Origin of the sequence: Mesorhizobium sp. M0045, from assembly GCF_040323385.1 — a bacterium.
Lineage (GTDB): Bacteria > Pseudomonadota > Alphaproteobacteria > Rhizobiales > Rhizobiaceae > Mesorhizobium.
The window spans coordinates 406,238-428,383 of sequence record NZ_JAMYUY010000003.1 but is presented as its reverse complement, the minus strand read 5'-3'; the positions used below and the strand labels follow the sequence as shown (position 1 = coordinate 428,383).

The 22,146-nt window shown below is 63.2% G+C and carries 27 protein-coding genes; 16 read left to right on the top strand and 11 right to left on the bottom strand.

Features of this window, described 5'->3' with window-relative positions; genetic code table 11:
* Window positions 1-12: 12 nt before the first annotated feature.
* On the bottom strand, window positions 13-843 hold the full coding sequence (gene nth, locus NKJ72_RS07120; RefSeq protein ID WP_352476414.1) for an endonuclease III: 831 nt from the start codon (window positions 841-843) through the stop codon (window positions 13-15).
* Between the two features lie 22 nt (window positions 844-865).
* On the opposite strand from nth, the gene NKJ72_RS07115 reads away from it, so the two are divergent.
* Window positions 866-1,360 (top strand): DUF2244 domain-containing protein, encoded by a 495-nt coding sequence (locus NKJ72_RS07115; protein WP_254816825.1) that lies wholly within the window; start codon window positions 866-868, stop codon window positions 1,358-1,360.
* Between the two features lie 9 nt (window positions 1,361-1,369).
* Here the strand turns inward: NKJ72_RS07115 and NKJ72_RS07110 are convergent, their stop codons facing one another.
* A complete protein-coding gene (locus NKJ72_RS07110; protein WP_352476413.1) occupies window positions 1,370-2,185 on the bottom strand; it encodes a class I SAM-dependent methyltransferase in 816 nt (271 codons plus the stop codon).
* 114 nt (window positions 2,186-2,299) lie between these two features.
* On the opposite strand from NKJ72_RS07110, the gene NKJ72_RS07105 reads away from it, so the two are divergent.
* From NKJ72_RS07105 to NKJ72_RS07090, 4 genes are all read left to right on the top strand, one after another.
* Entirely contained in the window at window positions 2,300-3,193 is an 894-nt protein-coding gene (locus NKJ72_RS07105; protein WP_254816823.1) for a methylated-DNA--[protein]-cysteine S-methyltransferase, read from the top strand.
* A gap of 102 nt (window positions 3,194-3,295) precedes the next feature.
* On the top strand, window positions 3,296-4,204 hold the full coding sequence (locus tag NKJ72_RS07100; RefSeq protein ID WP_352476412.1) for a ribokinase: 909 nt from the start codon (window positions 3,296-3,298) through the stop codon (window positions 4,202-4,204).
* A gap of 6 nt (window positions 4,205-4,210) precedes the next feature.
* Window positions 4,211-5,671, top strand: a complete 1,461-nt coding sequence (locus tag NKJ72_RS07095) for an amidase (protein ID WP_352476411.1) — start codon at window positions 4,211-4,213, stop codon at window positions 5,669-5,671.
* Between the two features lie 103 nt (window positions 5,672-5,774).
* On the top strand, window positions 5,775-6,389 hold the full coding sequence (locus NKJ72_RS07090; RefSeq protein ID WP_352476410.1) for a LysE family translocator: 615 nt from the start codon (window positions 5,775-5,777) through the stop codon (window positions 6,387-6,389).
* 125 nt (window positions 6,390-6,514) lie between these two features.
* Here the strand turns inward: NKJ72_RS07090 and NKJ72_RS07085 are convergent, their stop codons facing one another.
* Window positions 6,515-7,456, bottom strand: a complete 942-nt coding sequence (locus tag NKJ72_RS07085; RefSeq protein ID WP_352476409.1) for a nucleoside hydrolase — start codon at window positions 7,454-7,456, stop codon at window positions 6,515-6,517.
* A gap of 144 nt (window positions 7,457-7,600) precedes the next feature.
* Between NKJ72_RS07085 and NKJ72_RS07080 the strand changes: the two genes are divergently transcribed.
* Window positions 7,601-8,026: an Hsp20 family protein gene (locus NKJ72_RS07080; RefSeq protein WP_023675270.1), complete on the top strand. Its 426-nt coding sequence runs from the start codon at window positions 7,601-7,603 to the stop codon at window positions 8,024-8,026.
* 63 nt (window positions 8,027-8,089) lie between these two features.
* Complete coding sequence (locus NKJ72_RS07075; RefSeq protein ID WP_023675269.1) at window positions 8,090-8,347, top strand: BQ00720 family protein; 258 nt, start codon at window positions 8,090-8,092, stop codon at window positions 8,345-8,347.
* Between the two features lie 111 nt (window positions 8,348-8,458).
* Here NKJ72_RS07075 and ptsN read toward each other — a convergent pair whose 3' ends face one another.
* The 6 genes from ptsN to lptC form a co-directional block, all read right to left on the bottom strand.
* Window positions 8,459-8,923 carry a PTS IIA-like nitrogen regulatory protein PtsN gene (gene ptsN, locus NKJ72_RS07070; RefSeq protein WP_023675268.1) on the bottom strand — a complete coding sequence of 155 codons (465 nt, stop codon included), beginning with the start codon at window positions 8,921-8,923 and terminating at the stop codon, window positions 8,459-8,461.
* A 58-nt stretch (window positions 8,924-8,981) separates the two neighbouring features.
* Window positions 8,982-9,566, bottom strand: coding sequence for a ribosome hibernation-promoting factor, HPF/YfiA family (hpf, locus tag NKJ72_RS07065; protein ID WP_023675267.1), 585 nt, complete (start codon window positions 9,564-9,566; stop codon window positions 8,982-8,984).
* 291 nt (window positions 9,567-9,857) lie between these two features.
* Window positions 9,858-11,384 (bottom strand): RNA polymerase factor sigma-54, encoded by a 1,527-nt coding sequence (gene rpoN / locus NKJ72_RS07060; protein WP_352476408.1) that lies wholly within the window; start codon window positions 11,382-11,384, stop codon window positions 9,858-9,860.
* 197 nt (window positions 11,385-11,581) lie between these two features.
* A complete protein-coding gene (gene lptB / locus NKJ72_RS07055) occupies window positions 11,582-12,400 on the bottom strand; it encodes an LPS export ABC transporter ATP-binding protein (protein WP_023718959.1) in 819 nt (272 codons plus the stop codon).
* Window positions 12,400-13,008 carry an LptA/OstA family protein gene (locus tag NKJ72_RS07050; RefSeq protein ID WP_254816816.1) on the bottom strand — a complete coding sequence of 203 codons (609 nt, stop codon included), beginning with the start codon at window positions 13,006-13,008 and terminating at the stop codon, window positions 12,400-12,402. Before NKJ72_RS07050 ends, lptB begins: the two co-directional genes overlap by 1 nt.
* Window positions 12,995-13,708: an LPS export ABC transporter periplasmic protein LptC gene (gene lptC, locus NKJ72_RS07045; RefSeq protein WP_352476407.1), complete on the bottom strand. Its 714-nt coding sequence runs from the start codon at window positions 13,706-13,708 to the stop codon at window positions 12,995-12,997. Before lptC ends, NKJ72_RS07050 begins: the two co-directional genes overlap by 14 nt.
* Before the next feature lie 305 nt (window positions 13,709-14,013).
* On the opposite strand from lptC, the gene sppA reads away from it, so the two are divergent.
* The 4 genes from sppA to lhpI all read left to right on the top strand — a co-directional run bounded on the left by sppA (window position 14,014) and on the right by lhpI (window position 16,737).
* Window positions 14,014-14,970, top strand: a complete 957-nt coding sequence (gene sppA / locus NKJ72_RS07040) for a signal peptide peptidase SppA (protein ID WP_352476406.1) — start codon at window positions 14,014-14,016, stop codon at window positions 14,968-14,970.
* An 81-nt stretch (window positions 14,971-15,051) separates the two neighbouring features.
* Window positions 15,052-15,336, top strand: a complete 285-nt coding sequence (locus NKJ72_RS07035) for an integration host factor subunit beta (protein WP_023675261.1) — start codon at window positions 15,052-15,054, stop codon at window positions 15,334-15,336.
* 47 nt (window positions 15,337-15,383) lie between these two features.
* Window positions 15,384-15,716, top strand: coding sequence for a LapA family protein (locus NKJ72_RS07030; protein ID WP_352476405.1), 333 nt, complete (start codon window positions 15,384-15,386; stop codon window positions 15,714-15,716).
* A 52-nt stretch (window positions 15,717-15,768) separates the two neighbouring features.
* On the top strand, window positions 15,769-16,737 hold the full coding sequence (gene lhpI / locus NKJ72_RS07025) for a bifunctional Delta(1)-pyrroline-2-carboxylate/Delta(1)-piperideine-2-carboxylate reductase (RefSeq protein ID WP_352476404.1): 969 nt from the start codon (window positions 15,769-15,771) through the stop codon (window positions 16,735-16,737).
* Between the two features lie 74 nt (window positions 16,738-16,811).
* On the opposite strand, the gene NKJ72_RS07020 is transcribed toward lhpI, so the two are convergent.
* Both NKJ72_RS07020 and NKJ72_RS07015 read right to left on the bottom strand, forming a co-directional pair.
* Window positions 16,812-17,180, bottom strand: coding sequence for a VOC family protein (locus tag NKJ72_RS07020; RefSeq protein ID WP_352476403.1), 369 nt, complete (start codon window positions 17,178-17,180; stop codon window positions 16,812-16,814).
* 86 nt (window positions 17,181-17,266) lie between these two features.
* Window positions 17,267-17,950: a helix-turn-helix transcriptional regulator gene (locus NKJ72_RS07015; protein WP_352468341.1), complete on the bottom strand. Its 684-nt coding sequence runs from the start codon at window positions 17,948-17,950 to the stop codon at window positions 17,267-17,269.
* Window positions 17,951-18,073: 123 nt separating this feature from the next.
* On the opposite strand from NKJ72_RS07015, the gene NKJ72_RS07010 reads away from it, so the two are divergent.
* From NKJ72_RS07010 to acuI, 5 genes are all read left to right on the top strand, one after another.
* Window positions 18,074-18,559: an anthrone oxygenase family protein gene (locus NKJ72_RS07010; protein ID WP_352476402.1), complete on the top strand. Its 486-nt coding sequence runs from the start codon at window positions 18,074-18,076 to the stop codon at window positions 18,557-18,559.
* An 89-nt stretch (window positions 18,560-18,648) separates the two neighbouring features.
* Window positions 18,649-19,710, top strand: a complete 1,062-nt coding sequence (locus NKJ72_RS07005) for an RsmD family RNA methyltransferase (protein WP_352476401.1) — start codon at window positions 18,649-18,651, stop codon at window positions 19,708-19,710.
* Window positions 19,711-20,574, top strand: coding sequence for a TrmH family RNA methyltransferase (locus NKJ72_RS07000; protein ID WP_352476400.1), 864 nt, complete (start codon window positions 19,711-19,713; stop codon window positions 20,572-20,574).
* 26 nt (window positions 20,575-20,600) lie between these two features.
* On the top strand, window positions 20,601-21,077 hold the full coding sequence (gene lspA, locus NKJ72_RS06995; protein ID WP_352476442.1) for a signal peptidase II: 477 nt from the start codon (window positions 20,601-20,603) through the stop codon (window positions 21,075-21,077).
* A 51-nt stretch (window positions 21,078-21,128) separates the two neighbouring features.
* The gene (gene acuI, locus NKJ72_RS06990) at window positions 21,129-22,118 is read left to right on the top strand and encodes an acrylyl-CoA reductase (NADPH) (protein WP_352476399.1); all 990 of its coding nucleotides are present in this window, start codon (window positions 21,129-21,131) and stop codon (window positions 22,116-22,118) included.
* The last annotated feature ends 28 nt before the right edge of the window (window positions 22,119-22,146 follow it).

Below are 22,146 nucleotides of genomic sequence, written 5' to 3'. Positions count from 1 at the left end.
CTTTAGATTCAGCTAGCGGGCAGTGGTTGCCGCTGCTCGGTCCTGAGTTGCTTCCACTGGCCCGAGCGGCCCGATCTCGACCAGTGGTGCAGGCACGCTGGTCGTCTTTTCCTTGGCCTTGCAGATATCGGCGATGACGCAGGCCGGGCAATCCGGCTTGCGTGCCTTGCAGACATAGCGGCCGTGCAGGATCAGCCAATGATGCGCATGCCGGATATATTCATCCGGAATGATCTTCAGGAAACCTTGCTCTACCTGTTCCGGCGTCTTGCCCGGCGCCAGGCCGAGCCTGTTACCGATGCGGAAGATGTGCGTGTCGACTGCCATCGTGTGCTGGCCGAAGGCGACGTTGAGCACGACATTGGCGGTCTTGCGGCCGACACCCGGCAGCTCGACCAGTTGATCGCGATCCTCAGGCACTTCGCCGCCATGGTCACGGATCAGCGCCTCGGACAGCGCGATGACGTTCTTGGCCTTATTGCGCCATAGCCCGATGGTGCGGATATGGTCGCCGAGCTTGGCCTCGCCCAGCGCCAGCATCTTTTGCGGCGTGTCGGCAATTTTGAACAGCGCCCGCGTCGCCTTGTTGACGCCGGCGTCCGTCGCCTGAGCCGAAAGCACCACCGCCACCAGCAGCGTGAAGGGGTTGATATGTTCGAGTTCGCCTCTCGGCTCCGGCCGCTGAACGGAAAAACGGCGAAAAATCTCATGCACCTCGGCCGGGCTGTAAAGCACCCGCGATCTCGCCGGCCGCGGACGCGGCTTGGCGTTCGAGCCATCGCGGCGGCCGGGCAGCAGGTCTTTTTTGAGCGCGGAAGAGTTTTTGTGCTTGGGGCTTGTCATTGCCTTCCTATAATATTCCCCAATGAGCGACACAAACGCCTCATTTCAGGCCGACGAGCCATTCTTCCAGGCGCTGCTGACACCGCACCGGTCGCTGGGCAAGACCGGCTTTGCCATCCTGATGGGCGCACTGCTGTTCGGGTGGCTGGTGACCGGAGCGTTCTTTCTGTCGCGCGGCGCCTGGCCGGTGTTCGGCTTCTTCGGCCTCGACGTGATCGCCGTCTATATCGCCTTCCGTGCCAATTATCGCGCCGCCCGGGCTCGCGAGGAGGTGTCGGTGTCGCGCACCAGCCTCGATATCCGCAAGACTGCCCCGTCGGGCAAATCGGAATCACACCGCTTCAATCCGTTCTGGGCACGCTTTTCGATCGCCCGCCACGCCGAGATCGGCATCACCAGAATGGCGGTCGAGGCGCAAGGAAAAACCGTCTCGATCGGCGCCTTTCTCAACCCCGACGACCGCGAGAGTTTTGCCACCGCATTTTCGCGCGCTCTGGCGACCGCCAAGGCGCGCTGAGCCAGCGTTTCAGAACCGATAGCGCAACAGCCTGCCGATCTTGCGCAATGCTGGAATGTATTTCCAAAGGCGAACAAACAGTTTCGCGAGCCAGCGCATGCGAGCGGCATGTTCCGGCTTATAGGCAGGGATGTCCTCGATGAACCGCAGCTTCGGAACGGCTCGCTCCAATTCATGCGGGTTCTCAATGCTCCAATGGACCTCGGCGCCGGTGGCGCGGAAGGAGGAATTGAGGCGAATGATCTTCAGGCCCAGGCGACTATAGGCATCGAAAACCAGTTCGCCGCTCGAAAGATGTCCCACCAAACGAGAAAACAGTTGCTGCCCGTCCTCGGCGGCCAGGTAGGGAGTCAGGCCTTCCGCCACGACTATGGCCGGGCGATCCCGAGGTACTTCATTCAGCCATCCAGGTTCGGTGAGCGACGAAGCGATCAGGTGGTAGCGATCCCGCACGGGATAGAGCCTGCGCCTGAGGTCGATGACTTCGGGATAGTCGACGTCGAACCAGTCCACGCCGGCTGGCGGGTCGATACGGAATATGCGCGTGTCGAGCCCACACCCCAGATGCAGCACGATGGCGTCAGGATTTCGGGCGAGAAAGTCCTGAACGCAGACGTCCAGCGTCTTTGCCCTGATTGCCAGACCGATGCCGAGATTGTTGTCGACCTTGAGCCGTGAGAAATCATAGTCGATGTTGCGCACCGCCTCATCGGCAAAGTAGTCCCTGAGCAGCGAATTGGGCAGCCGGCTCTCCAGCGCCTTGCCGTAAAGTGTCAAAAGCAAAGTCTCCTTTGCCCCGGTCAGGTTTACTTTTTCACCAGCCACGACCGTCCTCCCCATTCAAAGCCAGCTCTATCTGGGTACATGCTGCGGGAAAGCAAGTTTCGGGTGGTGATCGCCGCCGCGAAGGACGATATTCGCACGCAAGGAGATACTGCCATGAACGCCCAAATGCCTCTCAAAACGACAGCAATCCTTCAGAAAGACATCACCCCTGAAGGCGGTGACTACGAAATCGTCCGTCGTGCCATCGAAAAGATCAGCCTCGACTATCGCGACCAGCCTTCGCTGGAAGTGCTGGCCGAGGAGGTCGGCGAGACGCCGACCGGGCTGCAGAAGCTGTTCACCCGCTGGGCCGGCTTGTCGCCCAAGGCTTTTCTGCAGGCCGTTACCCTCGATCATGCGCGCAAGCTGCTCGATGCCGGCATGCCGCTGCTTGAAACCTCGTTCGAGCTCGGCATGTCCGGTCCAGGCCGGCTGCACGATCTGTTCGTCACCCACGAAGCGATGTCGCCGGGCGATTACAAGACGCGCGGCGCCGGGCTCACCATCCGCTACGGCTACCATATCTCGCCTTTCGGCATCGCCCTGATCATGGTGACCGACCGCGGCCTCGCCGGCCTCGCCTTCAACGACCCGGGCGGCGAGCGTGCGGCCTTTGCCGACATGTCCAGCCGCTGGCCGAACGCTAGCTATGTCGAGGACATGGCTGCAACGGCGCCCTATGCCGCGCGCATTTTCGATCCGACGCTGTGGCGCGCCGACCAGCCGCTCCGCGTCGTCATGATCGGCACCGACTTCCAGGTCCGCGTCTGGGAAGCCTTGCTGCGTATTCCGATGGGCCAGGCCTGCACCTATTCCTCGATCGCCGCGCGCATCGGCGCACCGAGCGCCAGCCGGGCTGTCGGTGCCGCGGTCGGCGCCAATCCGATGTCCTTCGTCGTCCCGTGCCACCGGGCTCTCGGCAAGTCCGGTGCGCTCACCGGCTACCATTGGGGCCTGACCCGCAAACGCGCCATCCTCGGCTGGGAGGCGGGACAGGTCTCTTCGTGAATAGCCAAAGAATGGAACGATAGGAGCGATGTAAGGACCGCTGGGGTGACAAGCAGCGATCTTACGGAGTAGCTTCCCGCATGCGTTAGCGGGAGGCACTTCTTGATCGTCGTCATCGGCTCCATCAATCTCGACCTCATCGCCAGTGTCGACCGCTTGCCCGGTCCCGGCGAGACGGTGCGCGGCTCCGGTTTCGCTACTGCCCCCGGCGGCAAGGGCGCCAACCAGGCGCTGGCCGCCGCCCGCGCCGGGGCCAAGGTGCGCATGGTCGGCGCAGTCGGCAAGGACAGCTTCGCCGGCGAGGCTCTGGCGCTGCTGCGCGACAGCAAGATCGACCTGTCCGGCGTCGGCGAGACCTTTGCCTCTACCGGTACTGCGCTGATCATGGTCGGCGCCGACGGCGAGAACGTGATCGCTGTCGTGCCGGGCGCCAATGATTCGGTCGTGCCGGGTGACCTTTCCAAGGCCTTCCTGAAAAACGGCGACGTCGTGCTGCTGCAGCTGGAGATCCCGCTGCAGACCGTCGAGGCAGCACTCGACGCGGCAAGGACGGCCGGCGCGATCACAGTGCTCAACACCGCACCTTTCCACAGCGACGCTGCCGGCTTCCTCGGCAAGGCCGACTATCTCGTCGCCAACGAAACCGAGTTCGACCTCTATGGCGAGGCGCTGTCGTTGAGTGGCCGCGACCGCCCGGCGCGGATGCGCGACTATGCCTCGAGAACCGGCCGCACCATCGTCGTCACGCTTGGCCCGGACGGCGTTCTGGCGGCAACGCCGGACGATCTTCTGATGGTTCCGGCGCTGAAGATCACCCCGCTCGACACGGTCGGCGCCGGCGACACGTTCTGCGGCTATTTTGCAGCCGGGCTGGCAGCCGGCCTGCCGCTCGACCAGGCGCTTGCCCGCGCTGCCGCAGCCGGTTCTCTGGCCTGCCTTAAAGCCGGCGCACAGCCGGCCATCCCGCTGGCCAGGGACGTCGATGCCGCCCTGCAGAAATCCGCAGGCTAAAGCGGGATGACAGCCGTGCGCCCGACCACGAAGCATGCGGTGCCGCCCGCCGGCGACATCTGCCGCCTGTCTGCCGTGGAGCTTGCCGAGAAGATCAGACGCCGGCAACTTTCGGTACGCGCAGTGATCGCGGCATTCCTCGACAGGATCGAGGCGGTGAACCCGCTGGTCAACGCTATCGTTTCATTGCGCGAACATGCCGACATCCTGCGCGAGGCCGACAGCGCTGACGCCCATCTGGCGCGAGGAGGAGATACCGGATCGCTGTTCGGCCTGCCGATCGCGATTAAGGATCTTGCGCTGACAAAAGGCCTGAGAACCACCTTCGGCTCGCCGATCTTCGCCGATTTCGTGCCTGAGGAAGACGATTTCTTCGTCGAGCGCGTCCGCAAGGCCGGCGCGATCATCATCGGCAAGACCAACGTTCCCGAATTCGGGCTCGGCTCCAACACCTACAACACCGTGTTCGGACAGACGCTCAACGCATTCGACCCGGCGCTGACCGCCGGCGGCTCGAGCGGCGGTGCGGCGGTCGCGCTGGCGCTCGACATGGTTCCCGTTGCCGATGGCAGCGATTTTGGCGGCTCGCTTCGCAATCCCGCTGCCTACAACAATGTCTATGGGTTCCGCCCGTCGCAGGGATTGGTGCCGGCTGGCCCTGACCTTGATGTGTTTCATGCGCAAATGGGCGTCGAAGGGCCGATGGGGCGTAACGTGCGCGACATGGCGCTGCTGCTCGACGTGCAGGCCGGCTATCATCCTCGCGCGCCGCTGTCGCATGATAAGCCAGGCTCGTTTCTCCAAGGGGTGGAAACGCCGGCGGCCGGAGGGCGTATCGCCTGGCTCGGCGATCTCGACGGTCATCTGCCGGTCGAAGCAGGCATTCTACAGCTTTGCGAGGCAGCACTCGGCCGGTTCGCGGATGTGTCCTTCGAGGCCGAGCCGCTGATGCCGGAATTCGACTTCGAAGCGCTGTGGCAGGCCTTTGTAACGCTTCGGCAGGCGAGCAGCGGTTGTGCGCTCAAGGTGCACTACGATGATCCCTTGAAACGCAGTCTGCTGAAGCCGGAGGCCGTGTGGGAGGTGGAACATGCGCTTCGCCTCACCGCGCCGCAAATCCATGCGGCAACTGTGAGGCGCTCGTCCTGGCATCGAATGCTGCTGTCGCTCTTCGAGCGTTTCGACCTGATTGCGCTGCCAGCCGCACAGGTCTTTCCCTTCGACGTCGCCACCCTCTGGCCAAGGGAAGTGGCCGGGCGTGCCATGGACAGCTATCACCGCTGGATGCAGGTCTCAGCGCTCGCCACGCTGGGCGGCTGCCCGGCGATCAATGTGCCGGCGGGCTTCGACTCCAGGGGCAGGCCAATGGGCATGCAATTGATCGGGCGGCCGCGCGGTGACCCCTCCGTGCTGAGGGCGGCTGCCGCCTATGAGGCAACGCTGCCATGGCAGGCCGGCGCCTGCTGAAATCAGCTCCGCATTGTCGGCGCTTCGCCGACTTGCACGCAACTCATCGCCATGCATTGATCGCGACAGCACGCCGCACGAGCGGCATTCTGCGGAGGGAAAAATGTCGCTGGAACTCTACGCCACCTATGTCGTCGCCTGCATCGTCATCGTCCTGGTGCCGGGCCCGACGGTGACGCTGATCATTGCCAACAGCATACGCCACGGCTCGCGCGCCGGGCTCGCCAATGTCGCCGGCACCCAGGCCGGGCTGGCCATCATGATTGCCATTGTCGGCATCGGATTGACTTCGCTGATCGCCGGCATGGGACATTGGTTCGAGTGGGTCAGGCTGATTGGCGCTGCCTACCTGATCTGGATGGGCGTGCAGATGTTCCGCTCGAAAGGCAAGCTGAACGCCGATGGATCGGCAAAAAAACCGCGCGGTGGCTTTTTCCTGCAAGGCCTGCTGGTAGCAATCAGCAATCCAAAGACGCTGGTGTTCTTCGGCGCCTTCTTTCCGCAGTTCATCGCGCCTGAAGGCAATTACGCGTTACAGATCGGCGTCATGGGTCTCACCGCCATGATCTTCGCCGCAGTGTCGGATTCGACCTACGCGCTGGCCGCCGGCCGCGCCGGGCGCCTGCTGTCGGCCGGCCGCGTCAAGCTGCTGTCGCGGATCAGCGGCAGCTTCCTGGTCGGCGGCGGCCTGTGGCTGGCATTTTCCAAGGCGAAGTAACGGCACCTTTCCCTTCTCCCCTTGTGGAGAAGGTGGCCGAGCGAAGCTCGGTTGGATGAGGGGTGTTCCAGCTTGGCAATGACGGCACTCCGCCCAACCCATCAAGGGGGGATGAAAGACGGCCCTTAAAGCCGCCCCAGCCTTTCCAGCAACAGCTCGAAAAACGCATCGTGGTCGATGTCACGCATCACCATGGCGTTCTTCGGCCGCTTGGTCACGCCCCACCAGTCGATCACGGTCATGCCCATGGTAAGTTCTGATGCGGTTTCCACAGTGACATTGCAGTTGCGGCCCTTGAACAACTTCGGCTTCAACAGGTAGGCGATGACGCAAGGATCGTGTAGCGGGCCGCCGTCGGTGCCGTATTTTTCCTCGTCGAAACGTTCGAAGAATTCCAGCATGTCCGCGGTGGCCGTGCCGACCCGGGTGCCGAGCTTGCGGAAGGCCTTCGTGCGCTTGGCGGTGGTCAGCGCCTTGTGGGTGACGTCCAGCGGCATCATGACGATCGGAATGCCGGATTTGAACACGACATCGGCGGCGTGCGGGTCGACATAGATGTTGAATTCGGCGGTCGGCGTGACATTGCCGCCCTCGAAGAAGCCGCCACCCATCAGCACGATCTCCTTGATGCGCGGTGCGATCTTGGGCTCGCGGATCAGCGCCAGCGCAACATTGGTGAGCGGCCCGAGCGCGCACAGCGTGATCGTGCCGCTCTCCTCCCTCATCAGCGTCTCGACGATGAAATCGACCGCATACTCGTCCTGCAGCTTCATCTTTGGTTCGGGCAGTTGCGGTCCGTTGAGGCCGGTCTTGCCATGCACTTCCTCGGCGGTGACGAGTTCGCGCGCCAGTGGCCGGATGGCGCCTGCATAGACCTTGACGTCCGTCCGGCCGGCCAGTTCGCAGATCTTGCGGGCGTTTTTTTCGGTAAGTTTCAGCGGCACGTTGCCGGCCACCGCGGTGATGCCGACGATCTCCAGCTCGGTGCTGCCGAGCGCCAGCAATATGGCGACGGCATCGTCCTGGCCGGGGTCAGTGTCGATGATGATCCTGCGGGATTGGGGCATTTCAATTCCTTGTTTTGGCAAGTCTTTTTGGGCGGGACGTGTGACGGCTTGAAGTCTGCCGGGCGGCGGACCATATCAAGACCATCGGGAAAAATGCCATCCGGGTTTTTCCACTTTATGTCGCTCTTGAGAGGACACTGTAACATGAGCCGAATGACGCCTTTTTCCAGCCCGCTTCTCCTCGGTTTCGATTCCATGGAAAAGACGCTGGAGCGCTTGGCAAAGTCCGGTGACAGCTATCCTCCCTACAACATCGAGCGCCTCAGCGGTGCCGACGGCAAAACCGAAAGGCTGCGTATCACGCTCGCCGTCGCCGGTTTCGCGGAAAGCGATCTCGATGTCACAACGGAGGAGAACCAGTTGGTCGTGCGCGGCCGTCAGAACGACGACACCGAGCGCGAATTTCTCCACCGCGGCATCGCCGCGCGCCAGTTCCAGCGCTGTTTCGTGCTGGCCGACGGCATGCGGGTGATTGCGGCGGAATTGAAGAACGGCCTTCTGTCGATCGATCTCGATCGGCCGGAGTCCGAACGGCTGGTACGAAAAATAAACATATCGGTGAAAGACTGATTTTTGCCGATAGCTCTCATGCGGGATGGCCTTGAGCGGCGTCTCGCGGCAAGGAGGCTTGAAATGACCAGAACTAACGAAAATATCATCATGACCAGCGGCGAGTTCGCCCATCTCGGCGAAGGTTCGGTAGCCTATCTCAGGAAAGTGTCGAGCGACGATCTGCGCGGCCGTTTCCCGGGCCTCGGCGAAATCGCGCCGGGTCTGGAACTGTGGGCCCTGTTTGCCGCCAATGGCCAGCCGATCCTGCTTTCGGACGCTCGCGACCGGGCACTGGCTGGCGCGCTGGAAAACGATCTGACCCCGGTCGCTATCCACTAACGTCGTTATCCACTGACAACGGCGCCATCAACTGACACATATGGCGCAGCGATCTGGTTGAAAACGGACAGGGCCGCACACGGCGGCCCTTCAAGGGATTTAATCAAAACCTCAGGCGGCGTGCGAGGCCTGCGTGTCCGACAGCAGCGCGTGGATGGCCACGGCGTCGCGCGTGCCTCTGATCTTGGCAACCGTGTCGGCATCGCGCAGCACCCGCGCGATGCGCGACAGCGCCTTGAGGTGGTCGGCGCCGGCACCTTCGGGAGCCAAAAGCAGAAACACCAGGTCGACCGGCTGATCATCGAGGGCCTCGAAGTCCACCGGTGTCTCCAGCCGGGCAAAGACGCCGGCGATCCGCTTCACCCCGGCCAGCTTGCCGTGCGGAATGGCGATGCCGTTGCCGACGCCGGTCGAGCCGAGCCGCTCGCGTTGCAGGATGGTGTCGAACACCTCTCGCTCCGGAATGCCGGAAATCGCCGCCGCCCGTTCGGACAGCAATTGCAGCAGCTGCTTTTTGGAGTTCGCCTTCAACGCCGGCATGATTGCCGGAACGCTGACGAGATCGCTCAGATCCATGCTTGAAATCCCTTGTTCGCCTGCCGTCGCCAGTCCCACGCTCGCGTGCGGCTGGTTTTTACCCCTGCGCGACCTTGGCCGTGGACGGGTCGATCCAGCCGATATTCCCGTCCGGCCGGCGATAGACGATATTGAGATGGTCGTTTCCGGCATTGCGGAAGACCAGGACCGGGCTGTCCTTGGTGTCGAGTTCGATCACCGCCGACGCCACCGACATGGTCCGCAGCGTCATGGTCGATTCGGCGACGATGGCCGGCGCGAAATTCTCCGGTATGTCCTCCTCGTCGTCGGCTAGCGGCGCCATCACCGTATAGGCGACGTCGGTGAGCTCGCCGTTGCTATTGCCTGAATTGTGCGACTTCAGCCGGCGCTTGTAGCGCCTGAGGCGCGTTTCCAGACGATCTGCCGCGGTATCGAAGGCAAGCGTTGGATCCTGGGCATCGCCGGTCGCCTGCAGCGAAGCACCGGAGTCCAGCCGGATCATGCAATCGGCCGTGTAGCGCGACCCCGATTTGACGACTACGATTTGCCCTGAAAAGCCCCGATCGAAATATTTCCCGATCACTTCCCCGACACGGTCGTTGATGCGCGTACGGAACGCATCGCCGATATCCATGTGTTTTCCCGATATGCGCAGTGTCATCTGAAAACTGACCTTCCTTGCTCAGGCTTCAAACTGTCCCGAGTTTATACTCGTGGTCCGCGCGCACAAGCTTTTGCGGCGTCACTTGCGCCGATTTTAGATCCGAACTTTCCGGTTGATCACAAGCCGCCTTCTTGGCCGTCCCGTGGCCTACGTCGTGACGGACCATCTCTCGTGCGGGCATCGGCGAACTCAAATCCACTCGCTAGCCCGTCTCATGCGGGCGGGCTTCTAGCCACTTCGTTGCCGCTTGTCAATGAACTGCGAAAGCTGTGGAAATTCCGTCGGAGCTCAACGACCGGCGCTGGCCAAAGCGCGTTTTTCGCGCCGTCGCTGCACCGAAGAGGGTATGTTCATGCCTTCCCGGTATTTGGCCACCGTGCGTCTGGCAATGTCGACCCCGCTTTCCCGCAGCATGTCGACGATGGCATCGTCGGAAAGCACATCGACGGCTTTCTCCTCGTCGATCAGCTGCTTTATGCGGTCGCGCACCGCTTCCGACGAATGCGCATCGCCGCCACCTGACGAAGCGATCGAGGCGGTGAAGAAATAGCGCAGTTCGAACACACCGCGCGGCGTCAGCATGTATTTGTTTGCCGTGACCCGGCTGACCGTTGATTCGTGCATGCCGATGGCGTCCGCCACCGTGCGCAGGTTGAGCGGCTTCAGGTGCCGCACGCCGTGGACGAGAAAAGCGTCCTGCTGGCGCACGATCTCAGAGGCCACCTTGAGAATGGTCTTCGCCCGCTGGTCGAGGCTGCGCGTGAGCCAGTTGGCGTTCTGCAGGCATTCGGCGAGGAAATCCTTTTCCGCCTGGTTTTTCGCATGTGGCGTGACCTGGGCGAAATAGATGTGATCGACCAGCACGCGCGGCAGTGTCTCGGCATTGAGCTCGACCGTCCAGCTGCCGTCATTGGCTGCGCGCACCTCGACGTCGGCCACGATTGCGTCGCTGGCACCGCGCGAAAACGCCATTCCTGGCCGCGGGTCGAGAGCCCGGATCTCGGCCAGCATGTCGAGCAGATCCTCCTCGTCGACACCGCAAATCCGCTTCAGAGTCTGGAAATCGCGCCGTGCCAGGAGTTCGAGATTGGCGATCAGCGCCTTCATCGCCGGATCGAGCCGGTCGCGCACGGCAAGCTGCAGCAACAGGCATTCGGCGAGGTCGCGGGCGAAGATGCCGGCGGGCTCGAATGTCTGGCAGACCGCCAGGACCCTTGCCACCGCCGTAGCGTTCGTGCCGAGGCGGGCCGCGATCTCGGCCATGTCGGCACGCATGTAGCCGGCCTCGTCGAGACCGTCGGCAAGCTCGCTGGCGATCATGCGCGCCGCCGGATCGGCAAAGGCGAGCGCTACCTGCTCGCCGACATGGTCGCGCAGCGTGATGGCAGCCGCCGCCATGTCCGCGACGTCGAAGCCGTCGGAGGAAGAGGTGGAACCGTTGCCGGACGCCGATTTCCATTGCGCCGTCAGGTCGGGCCCGAGCCGCTCGCTCGTACCAGGATCATCGGGAAACAGGTTTTCCAGCGATGTATCGAGCTTTTCCGAGATCGCCTCGGCGCTCCACGCCGTCTCCGCTTCGAACCAGTCGCCGTCGGCAGCCGGTTCCGGTGCAGCGTCGCCCTTCTGCGCCTGGTCGCTGGCGGCGTCCTCCTGCGGTTCGGCACGTTCCAGCAGTGGATTGCGTTCGATCTCGTCGTCGATGAAGCGTTCCAGCTCTAGGTGGGTGAACTGCAGCAGGCGGATCGACTGCATCAGCTGCGGCGTCATCACCAGCGACTGCGACTGTCGTAGCTGTAGTTTTGCCGCCAACGCCATGGTTCGGTTTCAAACGCCCCGTCTACGCACCCGCACTGCTGGAAGGAATTTTCCAGGCCAGCATAGAAACTGGCCCGGCTTTTGCTTGTCAAGGCGAGGAGCGATAAAACTCGCCTGCCAGCGCGTTTTCAGGCAGAAAATTGAAGAAAAAGCTGCTGGACTACGCCGGAAATCCCGTTCGAACCGGAATTTTGCATTTAGAGCGTAAATCCCTCGCCGAGATAAAGCCGCCGCACATCGGCATTTGCGACTATCTCGTCGGCCCGGCCATGGGTCAGCACCTGACCGGCATGGATGATGTAGGCGCGGTCGATCAGGCCAAGTGTCTCGCGGACATTGTGGTCGGTGATCAGCACGCCGATGCCACGTGCCGTCAAGTGGCGCACGAGCTGCTGGATGTCGGCGACGGCGATCGGATCGATGCCGGCGAACGGTTCGTCGAGCAGCATGTAGGCAGGGCGGGTTGCCAACGCACGGGCAATTTCGAGGCGTCGCCGCTCACCACCGGAGAGCGACAGCGACGGAGCCTTGCGCAGATGGCTGATGTGGAATTCCTCGAGCAATTCGTCGAGCAGCCGCTCACGCTCCTTGCGGCTCTTTTCGACCACTTCGAGCACGGCCCGGATGTTTTGCTCGACATTCAGGCCGCGAAAAATCGACGCTTCCTGCGGCAGGTAGCCGATGCCGAGACGGGCGCGGCGATACATCGGCATCGACGTGACGTCGAAACCGTCGATTTCGATGGTGCCTTCATCGACCGGCACTAGGCCGGTCACCATGTAGAAACAGGTCGTCTTGCCGGCGCCGTTGGGGCCGAGCAGCCCAACCGCCTCGCCCGCGCGCACGCCCAGCGTCACGCCGCTGACGACTTTGCGGCCCTTGTAGCTTTTGGTCAGCCCTTTGGCGATCAAGGTTCCCTTGAACTTTGCCGCTTCGACGGTGACCCTGGCCGGTGCCGCAAGTTTGCTGGCGGCGCGCCCTGGAAGACGCGCCAGCAGCGACGATATGCCGGTCATCAGGGTTTCGCTGCTCCAGACTTCGCCGGCGGCGTGATCGACATCATGACGCGGCCGCCGCAAGCGTCGACCTGGGCAAGGCCGCTCTTCATCTGCACGGTAAGCTTGCAGCCGACAAGCACGTTGTCGCCTTGCGAGAGCACGACCTTGCTGCCGGAAAGCACCAGCACTTCGGTCTTCATGTCGAAGGTGCCCCGGTCGCCGGTGGCAACCTGATCGTCCGATTTGATGTAGACCTTATCGTCGACCTCGAGATGGTCGATGTTGGCGGATCCGGTCATTGCCGCGGCACCCGCGGGCTGGGCGCCTTTGGCGGCGCCTGCATCCCTGACGTAATAGACCGTCATTTTGCCGGCCTTGAGCACGGTCGGACCCTGGACGACGTTGACGTTGCCGGTGAAGACGGCGACGCTTTCCGCCTGGCGCACCTCGAGCTTGTCGCTTTCGATCTGGATGGGCTTGTCGCCCGACAGCCTGAGGCCGGACATTTGGCTGGTGGCACTGGATTGCGCCAGCGACGGCGCCGTCCCGAAGGTCAGCCCCAAGGGCAACCCAAGCGTTAACGCCGAGATCGCGGCGAGGCGCCGTGCCGAACTACTGAACCGCATTGGTCTCTCCGCTCTTTGCCTCTGCCGCCTTCAAACTGGCGGGATCGATGTCGACGCGCACCTTGTTCTCGAAAATCAGGACCTTGCCATTGTCCTGGACCGACATCGAATCCGCCCTGATCCGCGACCCGCCGCGGCTGACATCGACGGGTTCGCTTGTCTTCATAGTGCCTTCGGCCATGTCGAGATAGACTGATTTGAATTTTGCCACCACGCCATCCGTGGTCGACACGGTCACGTCGCTGGTCAGGCTGAATGTGTTGCCGTCGCGATCGTAGGTGCCGTGCGCAGCACCGATGGCGGCGGTGTTGTCGGCCGCAATCGGCAGCTTGGCCTTGATACCTTCCAGATCGATGATGCCCTGTTTGCTGACATCCTGTATGGCGCGCAGGGCTGTCATCGAATAGGGCAGGTTCTGCTTGGTGAAGCCGTTGAGCTTGGGATTGGCCATCACCAGCTTGCCATCGGCAAAGGCGCCGCCGTCGGCCTGCACCTCGATTGCAGCGGGTGCCATGAGATAGGAATAGACCGGAAACGCGACCGCGATCACGGCAGCGACCAGCGGTACGGCCAGCTTGAGGATCCGGACCCGGCGCGAATGACGCTGCGCAATGTCAAACGCGTCGACCCGCGCCCGGCCTGCGGCCTTGGGAGCCAACTCCGTCTCGGTGTTGGTCGGTTCGATTGGTCCCGCTAACATGACTGCTTCTTCTAAACCCCTGCCCGCCAGGCCGCCCTATAGGTGGGATGCCGGCGCCCTCAAGCAAGCACAAGCCGAGGAAAACCGCAAAAATGTGACAGCCGCCCCTGTACAACGAAAATGGCCCCAGCGCAGCCTGTACCTCATACCAGATATAGGCGCACAGTGTTAGAGCCTGTGGAACGCGACAGGTTGAGGCTTGCCGCGAATGCCTAAGGCCTTTGTCGCAAGGCCGTCAGGAAACGGTAGCCGGGCGCGAATGGTTGCTTTAAAAGCATCTGCTCCCACCGACTACGAGGCTGACCATGGCATTGAGAGCCGACGACCTGATCGACCGCCGCCGCTTGCGCCGCAAGCTGACATTCTGGCGTATCGCGGCGATTATCGTCGCCGCAGCCGGGCTGATCGCCTTTTCGGCGTGGATATATGGTGACGACTTCACCAGCGCGGCAGTCGACCACATCGCCAAGGTCAAGATCGAAGGTACCATCACCGAAGACGAAGAACTGATCAAGCGGCTGGAGGCCATCCGTCAGTCGCCGCGCGTCAAGGCTGTGATCCTGTCGATCGATTCACCCGGCGGCACCACCGTCGGTGGCGAATCGATCTATGAGGCAGTGCGCAAGCTCGCCGCCGACAAGCCGGTGGTGGCCGAGGTCGGCACGCTCGCGGCTTCGGCGGGCTACATGATCGCCACTGCGGCCGACCATATTGTTGCACGCAAATCCTCGATCGTCGGCTCGATCGGCGTGCTGATCCAGTACCCGGACGTCAGCGGCCTCATGGACAAGCTCGGCGTCAAGCTGGAGGAGGTGAAATCCTCGCCCTTGAAGGCCTCGCCTTCTCCCTTCAAGCCGACCAATGACGATGAGCGCGCCATGGTCCGCAAGCTCATCCTCGACAGCTACGACTGGTTCGTCGGCATCGTCGCCGAGCGCCGCAACATGACCAAACCGGAGGCGCTCGCGCTCGCTGACGGGTCGATCTTCACCGGCCGGCAGGCGGTCACCAACAGATTGATCGACGCGGTGGGCGGCGAAGCCGAAGCGATCGACTGGCTTGCAGGCAAGGGTGTCGATGCCAAGCTCAAGGTGGTGGAATGGAAGGACACGGAAAAACGCGGTGGTTTCCTGTTCTCCAAGGCGATGGCGCAGACCGTCGGCGCTGCGCTTGGCCTGCCCGGCCATGGCGGCGACGTCCTTCACGAAATTGGAGTGGACCGCTTGTTTCTTGACGGTCTCGTTTCCGTCTGGCACCCTTGAGGAACCGCTTGGGACGAGTGAAAAACCAAATAAAATCATTCTGATAATTTCGGCGGCACTGCTTTCACGGGGAGCCTTTTCATGATCAAATCCGAACTTGTTCAGATCATCGCCACGCGTAATCCGCATCTTTTCCTGCGCGACGTCGAAAACATTGTCAGCGCTATCTTCGATGAAATCACCGACGCGCTTGCCGAGGGCAACCGGGTCGAGTTGCGCGGCTTCGGCGCGTTTTCGGTGAAAAACCGCCCTGCCCGCACCGGCCGCAACCCGCGCACCGGCGAATCCGTGGAGGTTGAGGAGAAATGGGTACCGTTCTTCAAGACCGGCAAGGAATTGCGTGAAAGGCTGAACGGAGGCAAATAGGCGCGGCACGCGCCACCGCTCCTGCCTTTTCTTCCGAACGGAAAAACATGTTCAATCGCTTCATTCTCATCGTGGTTTTCGTGCCGCTGGCCGTCATCCTGATTGCGCTGGCCGTCGCGAACCGCGAACCGGTAGCCTTCACACTCGATCCGTTCAATCCCGGCAATCCGGCGCTGACGCTGACCGTGCCGCTCTTCATTTTCCTGTTCCTGGCGCTGGCTATCGGCATGATCGTCGGCAGCCTGGCGACCTGGATCAAGCAGGGCCGCTACCGCATGCTGGCGCGCCAGCGCGGCGCCGAGGCCGAGAACCTGCGCCAGGCGGTCAGCCGCGCGCCCACCGCGTCGCAGAGCCCAGTCTTGCCGAAGCCGACGAACTGAGCCGCGGCTCGGGCCTGAGGCACAACCGGCCTAGTTCTCCACGGAGCCTTTCATGCTGACCATTTCCGCCGCCGAGGTCGACCGCGCGCTGACCTTTTCCGGGCTGGTCGAGACGTTACGCGCCGCCTTTCGCGATGGCGCCGTGCAGCCGGTCAGGCACCATCACACTGTCGAGCGGCCCGATGGCGCCGCCTCGACGCTGCTTTTGATGCCGGCCTGGACCGACTTCAACGCAGCCGGCACCTCGGCCGATGGCCATATCGGCGTCAAGATCGTCACCGTGTCGCCTGACAACAATGCCGTCGGCAAGCCCGCGGTGATGGGGCTTTACCTCTTGCTCGACGGCGCCACAGGCGAGCCTCAGGCCTTGATCGATGGCCAGAGGCTGACACAGTGGCGCACGGCCTGTGCCTCGGCGCTGGCTGCCTCCTATCTGGCCCGCGAGGATGCATCACGGCTGCTGGTGGTCGGCGCCGGCGCGCTGTCGCCGTTTCTCGCCAAGGCACATTCGGCGGTGCGACCAATCAAGACCATCCGTATCTGGAACCGAACGCCTGCCAATGCCGAAAAAGTTGCGGCAAATTTGCGCACCGAAGGTTTTGCGGCGGAAGCCGCCAGCAATCTCGACGCCGAACTTGGCCAGGCCGACATCGTGTCGTCGGCGACCATCACGACCGCGCCGCTGATCAGGGGCGCCCTCCTGCGGCCGGGAACCCATGTCGACCTGGTTGGTGGCTTCACGCCCGACATGCGCGAAAGCGACGACGATGCGATTGCACGCGCCCGCGTCTATGTCGACACCCGCGCCGGCGCCACCAAGGAAGCCGGCGACATCGTCCAGCCGCTGGCCTCCGGTGTGCTGAAGCCGGAAGCGATCATCGCCGACCTGCATGAACTGACGCGCGACGAGAAGAAGGGCCGCCAGAGCCCCGGTGAGATCACGCTGTTCAAATCAGTCGGCGCGGCCCTCGAGGACCTCGCCGCCGGCATCGCCGTCTACAAAGCGCTTAAGCGGCAGTAGGGCAGTAGGGAGCCGCACCAATGGTGCGGCTTCGTGCCAATCATGCTTTCCTATTCACCTACTGCCCTACTCTCCTATTCTTGCAGCCAGTAGACGCGCAGCCGGTGATTGTCGGGATCGAGCGCGACGAAGGTACGACCGAAATCCATGTCGGTCGGCGTCTGCAATATCTTCAGGCCGCGCCCGGCCCAATCGGCATGGGTGGCGTCGACCGCATCGGACGTGTCCAGTGCAAAGACGATCTCGGCGCCGCCGCCCGCTGCCGCGGCAGCCGGCTCCACGGTGTGACGCGACCAGAGGCCGAGCTTGAAGCAGTTGTCGAGCACGAACAGCACGAAGGTCGGCGAGGTCTCGACCGGTTGCCGCCCAAGCAGCGCGCTATAGAAGGCGCCGCTTTGCTCAGGCTTGTCGACATAGAGGATGACGAAATTGGGCGGTGTCATGAATTGCTCTCCAGATGGTTTCGACTGGAGGAGCATAGCGTATGCCACTGCCAGATTCTGGCAGCAGTCTCAACTGAGCAGCAGCCTTAGCTTGGCGTGTCGAGCGTCGCCCGCCATTCTTTGAGCAGCACCTGACGGCGGCGCGGATAGCGCATCTCGGTGGCGTTGAGGCCGGATATCCGATCGGCGCGAAAGTGCCTGAAATCCTGGCGCATCTCGCACCAGGCCGCGACGACGCGCACCTTGTCGAAGAAGCCGAGTGCGAACGGCCAGACGGTGCGCTCGGAGGCAGCGCCGCCGGCGTCGCGATAGACAAAGCTCAGCTTGCGCTCCTCGCGGATGGCCTGCCGCACCACGCCGAGATCGATGCCTTCTGTGACCTCGGTGCGCGACCCGACCAGCAGCGTCGAGGCATCGAGTTCCTCGCGCAAATCGTCCGGCAGCACCGCCGCGATCTTGGCCAGCGCGTCGGTGGCGGCGTTCGCAAGCCGCCAGTCCGGCTGCTTGGCCACCCAGCGCGAACCGAGAACGATCGCCTCGATCTCCTCATCGGTGAACATCAAGGGCGGCAGCATGAAACCTGGCCTGAGCACGTAACCCAGCCCCGCCTCACCCTCGATCGGCGCACCCTGCCCCTGCAGCGTGGCGATATCGCGATAGAGCGTGCGGATCGACACACCCATTTCGCCCGCGAGGCTGCGGCCGCTGACCGGCCGGCGATGCCGGCGCAGGATCTGGATCAGGTCGAGCAGGCGTTCGGCGCGGGACATGGATCGCAACCCGGTTTGATGGATGTCCAATTTGAATGGACGATAGTGCGCCTGCCCTTTCGACGGCAAGCAAGACGATCGCCGACCGGAACGTCTGCGCCCTGACGTCGTTGTCTGGCCATTATGGATATACGCGGTTTTCTGTTGTTCTGGTCGGTTTTGACCGCCATCGTCGCGGCGCTCAGCCTTGGGCCGTCTTTCGCCCATGTGCTGGAATCGGTGCCGCGGCTGACCAGATGGCCGCCTTCGCTCTGGCGTGAAACCACTGTCTTTAACGCTCAGTTCCAATTCTTCGCGATTGTCGGCGCACCGCTGGACCTGGCGGCAATCGTCTGTCCGGGCCTCCTCGCCTGGATGCTGCGCAGCGATCGCCCGGCATTCTGGTGGGTCTTGGCCGCCACCGTGCTCTACCTGATAGCGCTTGGGGCGTGGTTTGCGCTGGTCAAACCGGCAAACGATGTCCTGGCCACCTGGGTACCTGGACCGATCCCGGACAATTTCGAAACTATCCGGAGCCGCTGGGAAACCGGCCATATGGTCGTCACCGGCTTCAAGGCCGTTGGTTTCATAGCGCTCGCAATCGGCCTGCTGTCGATCAGGCGCGGCTGATCCGGCTGCGCACGTCGGCAGCCCTTTTGTTGCGCCGGTCAATGTGCTGTGGCAGAAGCGGCCAAGCCGCCGTCCGGAGATGCGCCTTCTTGAAACCTTTTCGCGACAGACGCCGCGATAGCCGACCGCCCGCAAAAGGCGGGGCGGAGCATGTCCGGCGGCGCGACGCCAGCCCAACCGCCGGTCCGGAGCCTAGACCGCAAGACCGGTCCGAGCCAAAAGCCGCGCCGCGCATGCTCTCGCGCCGCGATGGCGCGCTGCCTGCCGAACATTTGCCGCTGATCCTCGAAGTCGGCCCCAATCAGGACTACGCGCTGCTAGACAGTGGTGCCGGAGAAAAACTCGAGCAATACGGCCCCTACCGCATCGTTCGGCCGGAGGGCCAGGCGATCTGGCAAAAGGCATTGGCGGCCAGGGACTGGGAACGCGCCGACGCCATTTTCACCGGCGATACCGACGAGGAAGGCATCGGCCGCTGGCGCTTCCCCAAGACGCCGCTCGGCGAGACCTGGCCGATGAAGCATGACGGCATCGACTATCTCGGCCGCTTCACTTCGTTTCGCCATGTCGGCGTCTTTCCCGAGCAGGCCTCGCACTGGGACCACATGGCCGGACTGATCGCGGCGGCAAAACGGCCGGTGAAGGTGCTGAACCTGTTCGGTTACACCGGCCTTGCCTCCCTGGTGGCGGCGCATGCCGGCGCCGAGGTCACCCATGTCGATGCTTCCAAGAAGGCGATCGGCTGGGCACGCGAAAACCAGGAGATGGCTGGGCTGTCGCAAAAGCCGATCCGCTGGATCGTCGACGATGCCGTGAAATTCGCCGAACGCGAGGAGCGCCGCGGCAGCCGCTACGACATCATCCTGTTCGACCCGCCCGCCTATGGCCGCGGACCGAAAGGCGAGGTCTGGCAGTTGTTCGAGGACCTGCCGGCGCTGACCGACATCTGCCGCGCGATCCTGACGCCGAAGCCGCTCGCCGTGGTACTGACCGCCTATTCGATCCGCGCCTCTTTTTTCGCGATCCATGCCCTGATGCGCGACACCTTCGCCGGCATGGGCGGCACGGTCGAGTCGGGCGAATTGATCATCCGCGAGAAATCTGCCGGTCGGGCGCTTTCGACCTCGCTGTTCTCGCGCTGGGTGGCCTGAATGAGTGCGTACGAACGGCACGCAGGCGCGCCAGGGCAGGTGAAGGAAGTCACCAGCCTCGCCAACCCGCTGATCAAGGACATCAAGGCGCTCGCGCTGAAGAAATTCCGTGACCAGCAGAATGCCTTCATGGCCGAAGGCCTGAAGCTGGTCATCGACGCGCTCGATCTCGGCTGGTCGATCAGGACATTGGTCTTCGCCAAGGCCGGACGTGGCAACGCGGCAGTCGAAAAGGTCGCGGCGCGCACGGTCGCCGCCGGCGGCACGGTACTTGAAGTCTCGGAAAAGGTGCTGGTCGCCATCACCCGCCGTGACAATCCGCAAATGGTCGTCGGCGTGTTCTCGCAGAAATTGCTGTCGCTGAAGGACATCCGCGTCGAGGACAGCGATGTCTGGGTAGCACTCGACCGCGTTCGCGACCCCGGCAATCTCGGCACCGTCATCCGCACGGTCGACGCTGTCGGCGCCAGGGGCGTCATCCTGGTCGGCGAGACCACCGATCCCTTTTCGGTCGAGACGGTGCGCGCCACAATGGGCTCGATCTTCGCCGTGCCCGTCGCCAAGGCGTCGCCCGAGGCTTTTCTCGCCTGGCGAACGAGCTTTCCCGGCCTCGTCGCCGGCACCCATCTGAAGGGTGCGGTCGACTACCGCTCGGTCGATTTTTCAAAAGGCCCGGTGCTTTTGGTGATGGGCAACGAGCAGCAAGGCCTGCCTGACGAGCTTGCCGCAAGCTGCGACAAGCTGCTGCGGATACCGCAGGCCGGCCGCGCCGATTCACTCAACCTTGCGGTGGCCACCGGCGTCATGCTGTTCGAGATCCGGCGCGACGCGCTGAAGCTCGGCCCGGAGGACGCCAGATCGTGACATCTCAAACCGTGAAACTGCAAACCATGAAGTCCTGGAGGCCGTACGCTCTTCTGGTCATCGCCGCGATAGCGCTCGACCAGTGGCTGAAATACCTCGTCGAAACCGGCCTTGCCTTTCAGGAACGGCTCGACCTGCTGCCGTTCCTGGCGCTGTACCGCACCTACAACACCGGCATCGCGTTCTCGCTGTTTTCGTCCTTCGGCGACACCGGCCTGGTGGTCGTCGCGGTTCTGGTGGTCGCTTTCGTGCTCTATCTTGCGGCCCGCACGCCGCCCGGCCACCTGCTTGCCCGCATCGGCTTCGCACTGATCGTCGGCGGCGCGCTCGGCAACCTGATCGATCGCGCAATCTACGGCCATGTCATCGACTATGTCCTGTTCCATACGCCGGTCTGGTCCTTCGCCGTCTTCAACCTCGCCGACGCCTTCATTTCCGTTGGTGCCGTGCTGGTCGTCTTCGATGAGCTCATTGGTTGGCGGCGCGGAATGTCGAGCGATTGACCTCACTCGCCTGGCGCCGCACATTCTGATCTGCAAGCCCGAGGAGAAAACATGCCCGAAACCTTCAAAGCCATCCTCGTTTCGCGCGACGCCGAGAAAAACCAGTCGGTCGCGGTGACCGAGCTTACAGAGGCAGACCTGATGGAGGGCGACGTCACCGTCGCGGTCGAGGCGACGACGGTGAACTACAAGGACGGCCTTGCGATTACCGGCAAGGCGCCGGTAATCCGCCGCTGGCCGCTGGTGCCGGGCATCGATCTCGCCGGCACCGTCATCTCGTCCTCCAATCCTGACTGGCGCAAGGGTGACAAGGTCATATTGAACGGCTGGGGCGTCGGCGAGACGCATTTCGGCGCCTTTGCCGGGCGCGCCCGCGTCAAGGGCGACTGGCTGGTGCCGCTGCCGGACGGAATGAGCCCGCATGATGCGATGGCGATCGGCACCGCCGGCTACACCGCCATGCTTTGCGTCATCGCGCTGGAGCGCCACGGCATCGTGCCCGATCGTGGTCCGGTGGTGGTGACCGGCGCTGCCGGTGGCGTCGGCTCGGTCGCGATCTCGATCCTGTCCAGCCTCGGCTATCACGTCATTGCCTCGACCGGCCGCGCTACCGAAAGCCCCTATCTGATCGACCTCGGCGCCGCGGAAGTGATTTCACGCGACGAGCTTGCCCAGCCGGCAAAACCGCTCGCCAAGGAACGCTGGGCCGGCGGCGTCGATGCCGTCGGCAGCCACACGCTGGCCAACGTTCTGTCGATGACCTCCTATGGCGGCGCCGTCGCCGCTTGCGGCCTCGCCGGCGGCATGGACCTGCCGGCCAGCGTCGCCCCGTTCATCCTGCGCGGTGTCTCGCTGCTCGGCATTGATTCGGTGATGGCACCCAAGGCGGTCCGCCTCGAGGCCTGGCGCCGCATCGGCACCGATCTCGATCACGCAAAGCTTGCCAGTCTGTCGACGAGCATCGGCTTCGACGGCATCATCGGCTCCGCGCATGACATCGTCGAGGGCAAGATCCGCGGCCGTGTGGTGGTGGACATGTGAGCCCCCGGGGAAAAAGAGCGCGACCGCT

What these genes read in the sequence shown, in the direction of transcription:
- NKJ72_RS07075 (WP_023675269.1), top strand. Translation starts at nt 8,090, where the DNA reads ATGACCAGAACTAACGAAAATATCATCATGACCAGCGGCGAGTTCGCC.
- lptC (WP_352476407.1), bottom strand. Translation starts at nt 13,708, where the DNA reads ATGTTAGCGGGACCAATCGAACCGACCAACACCGAGACGGAGTTGGCT.
- NKJ72_RS07080 (WP_023675270.1), top strand. Translation starts at nt 7,601, where the DNA reads ATGAGCCGAATGACGCCTTTTTCCAGCCCGCTTCTCCTCGGTTTCGAT.
- ptsN (WP_023675268.1), bottom strand. Translation starts at nt 8,923, where the DNA reads ATGGATCTGAGCGATCTCGTCAGCGTTCCGGCAATCATGCCGGCGTTG.
- rpoN (WP_352476408.1), bottom strand. Translation starts at nt 11,384, where the DNA reads ATGGCGTTGGCGGCAAAACTACAGCTACGACAGTCGCAGTCGCTGGTG.
- NKJ72_RS07000 (WP_352476400.1), top strand. Translation starts at nt 19,711, where the DNA reads ATGAGTGCGTACGAACGGCACGCAGGCGCGCCAGGGCAGGTGAAGGAA.
- NKJ72_RS07085 (WP_352476409.1), bottom strand. Translation starts at nt 7,456, where the DNA reads ATGCCCCAATCCCGCAGGATCATCATCGACACTGACCCCGGCCAGGAC.
- NKJ72_RS07105 (WP_254816823.1), top strand. Translation starts at nt 2,300, where the DNA reads ATGAACGCCCAAATGCCTCTCAAAACGACAGCAATCCTTCAGAAAGAC.
- nth (WP_352476414.1), bottom strand. Translation starts at nt 843, where the DNA reads ATGACAAGCCCCAAGCACAAAAACTCTTCCGCGCTCAAAAAAGACCTG.
- sppA (WP_352476406.1), top strand. Translation starts at nt 14,014, where the DNA reads ATGGCATTGAGAGCCGACGACCTGATCGACCGCCGCCGCTTGCGCCGC.
- NKJ72_RS07030 (WP_352476405.1), top strand. Translation starts at nt 15,384, where the DNA reads ATGTTCAATCGCTTCATTCTCATCGTGGTTTTCGTGCCGCTGGCCGTC.
- lspA (WP_352476442.1), top strand. Translation starts at nt 20,601, where the DNA reads ATGAAGTCCTGGAGGCCGTACGCTCTTCTGGTCATCGCCGCGATAGCG.
- NKJ72_RS07095 (WP_352476411.1), top strand. Translation starts at nt 4,211, where the DNA reads ATGACAGCCGTGCGCCCGACCACGAAGCATGCGGTGCCGCCCGCCGGC.
- hpf (WP_023675267.1), bottom strand. Translation starts at nt 9,566, where the DNA reads ATGACACTGCGCATATCGGGAAAACACATGGATATCGGCGATGCGTTC.
- NKJ72_RS07115 (WP_254816825.1), top strand. Translation starts at nt 866, where the DNA reads ATGAGCGACACAAACGCCTCATTTCAGGCCGACGAGCCATTCTTCCAG.
- acuI (WP_352476399.1), top strand. Translation starts at nt 21,129, where the DNA reads ATGCCCGAAACCTTCAAAGCCATCCTCGTTTCGCGCGACGCCGAGAAA.
- lhpI (WP_352476404.1), top strand. Translation starts at nt 15,769, where the DNA reads ATGCTGACCATTTCCGCCGCCGAGGTCGACCGCGCGCTGACCTTTTCC.
- NKJ72_RS07020 (WP_352476403.1), bottom strand. Translation starts at nt 17,180, where the DNA reads ATGACACCGCCCAATTTCGTCATCCTCTATGTCGACAAGCCTGAGCAA.
- NKJ72_RS07035 (WP_023675261.1), top strand. Translation starts at nt 15,052, where the DNA reads ATGATCAAATCCGAACTTGTTCAGATCATCGCCACGCGTAATCCGCAT.
- NKJ72_RS07015 (WP_352468341.1), bottom strand. Translation starts at nt 17,950, where the DNA reads ATGTCCCGCGCCGAACGCCTGCTCGACCTGATCCAGATCCTGCGCCGG.
- NKJ72_RS07090 (WP_352476410.1), top strand. Translation starts at nt 5,775, where the DNA reads ATGTCGCTGGAACTCTACGCCACCTATGTCGTCGCCTGCATCGTCATC.
- lptB (WP_023718959.1), bottom strand. Translation starts at nt 12,400, where the DNA reads ATGACCGGCATATCGTCGCTGCTGGCGCGTCTTCCAGGGCGCGCCGCC.
- NKJ72_RS07050 (WP_254816816.1), bottom strand. Translation starts at nt 13,008, where the DNA reads ATGCGGTTCAGTAGTTCGGCACGGCGCCTCGCCGCGATCTCGGCGTTA.
- NKJ72_RS07010 (WP_352476402.1), top strand. Translation starts at nt 18,074, where the DNA reads ATGGATATACGCGGTTTTCTGTTGTTCTGGTCGGTTTTGACCGCCATC.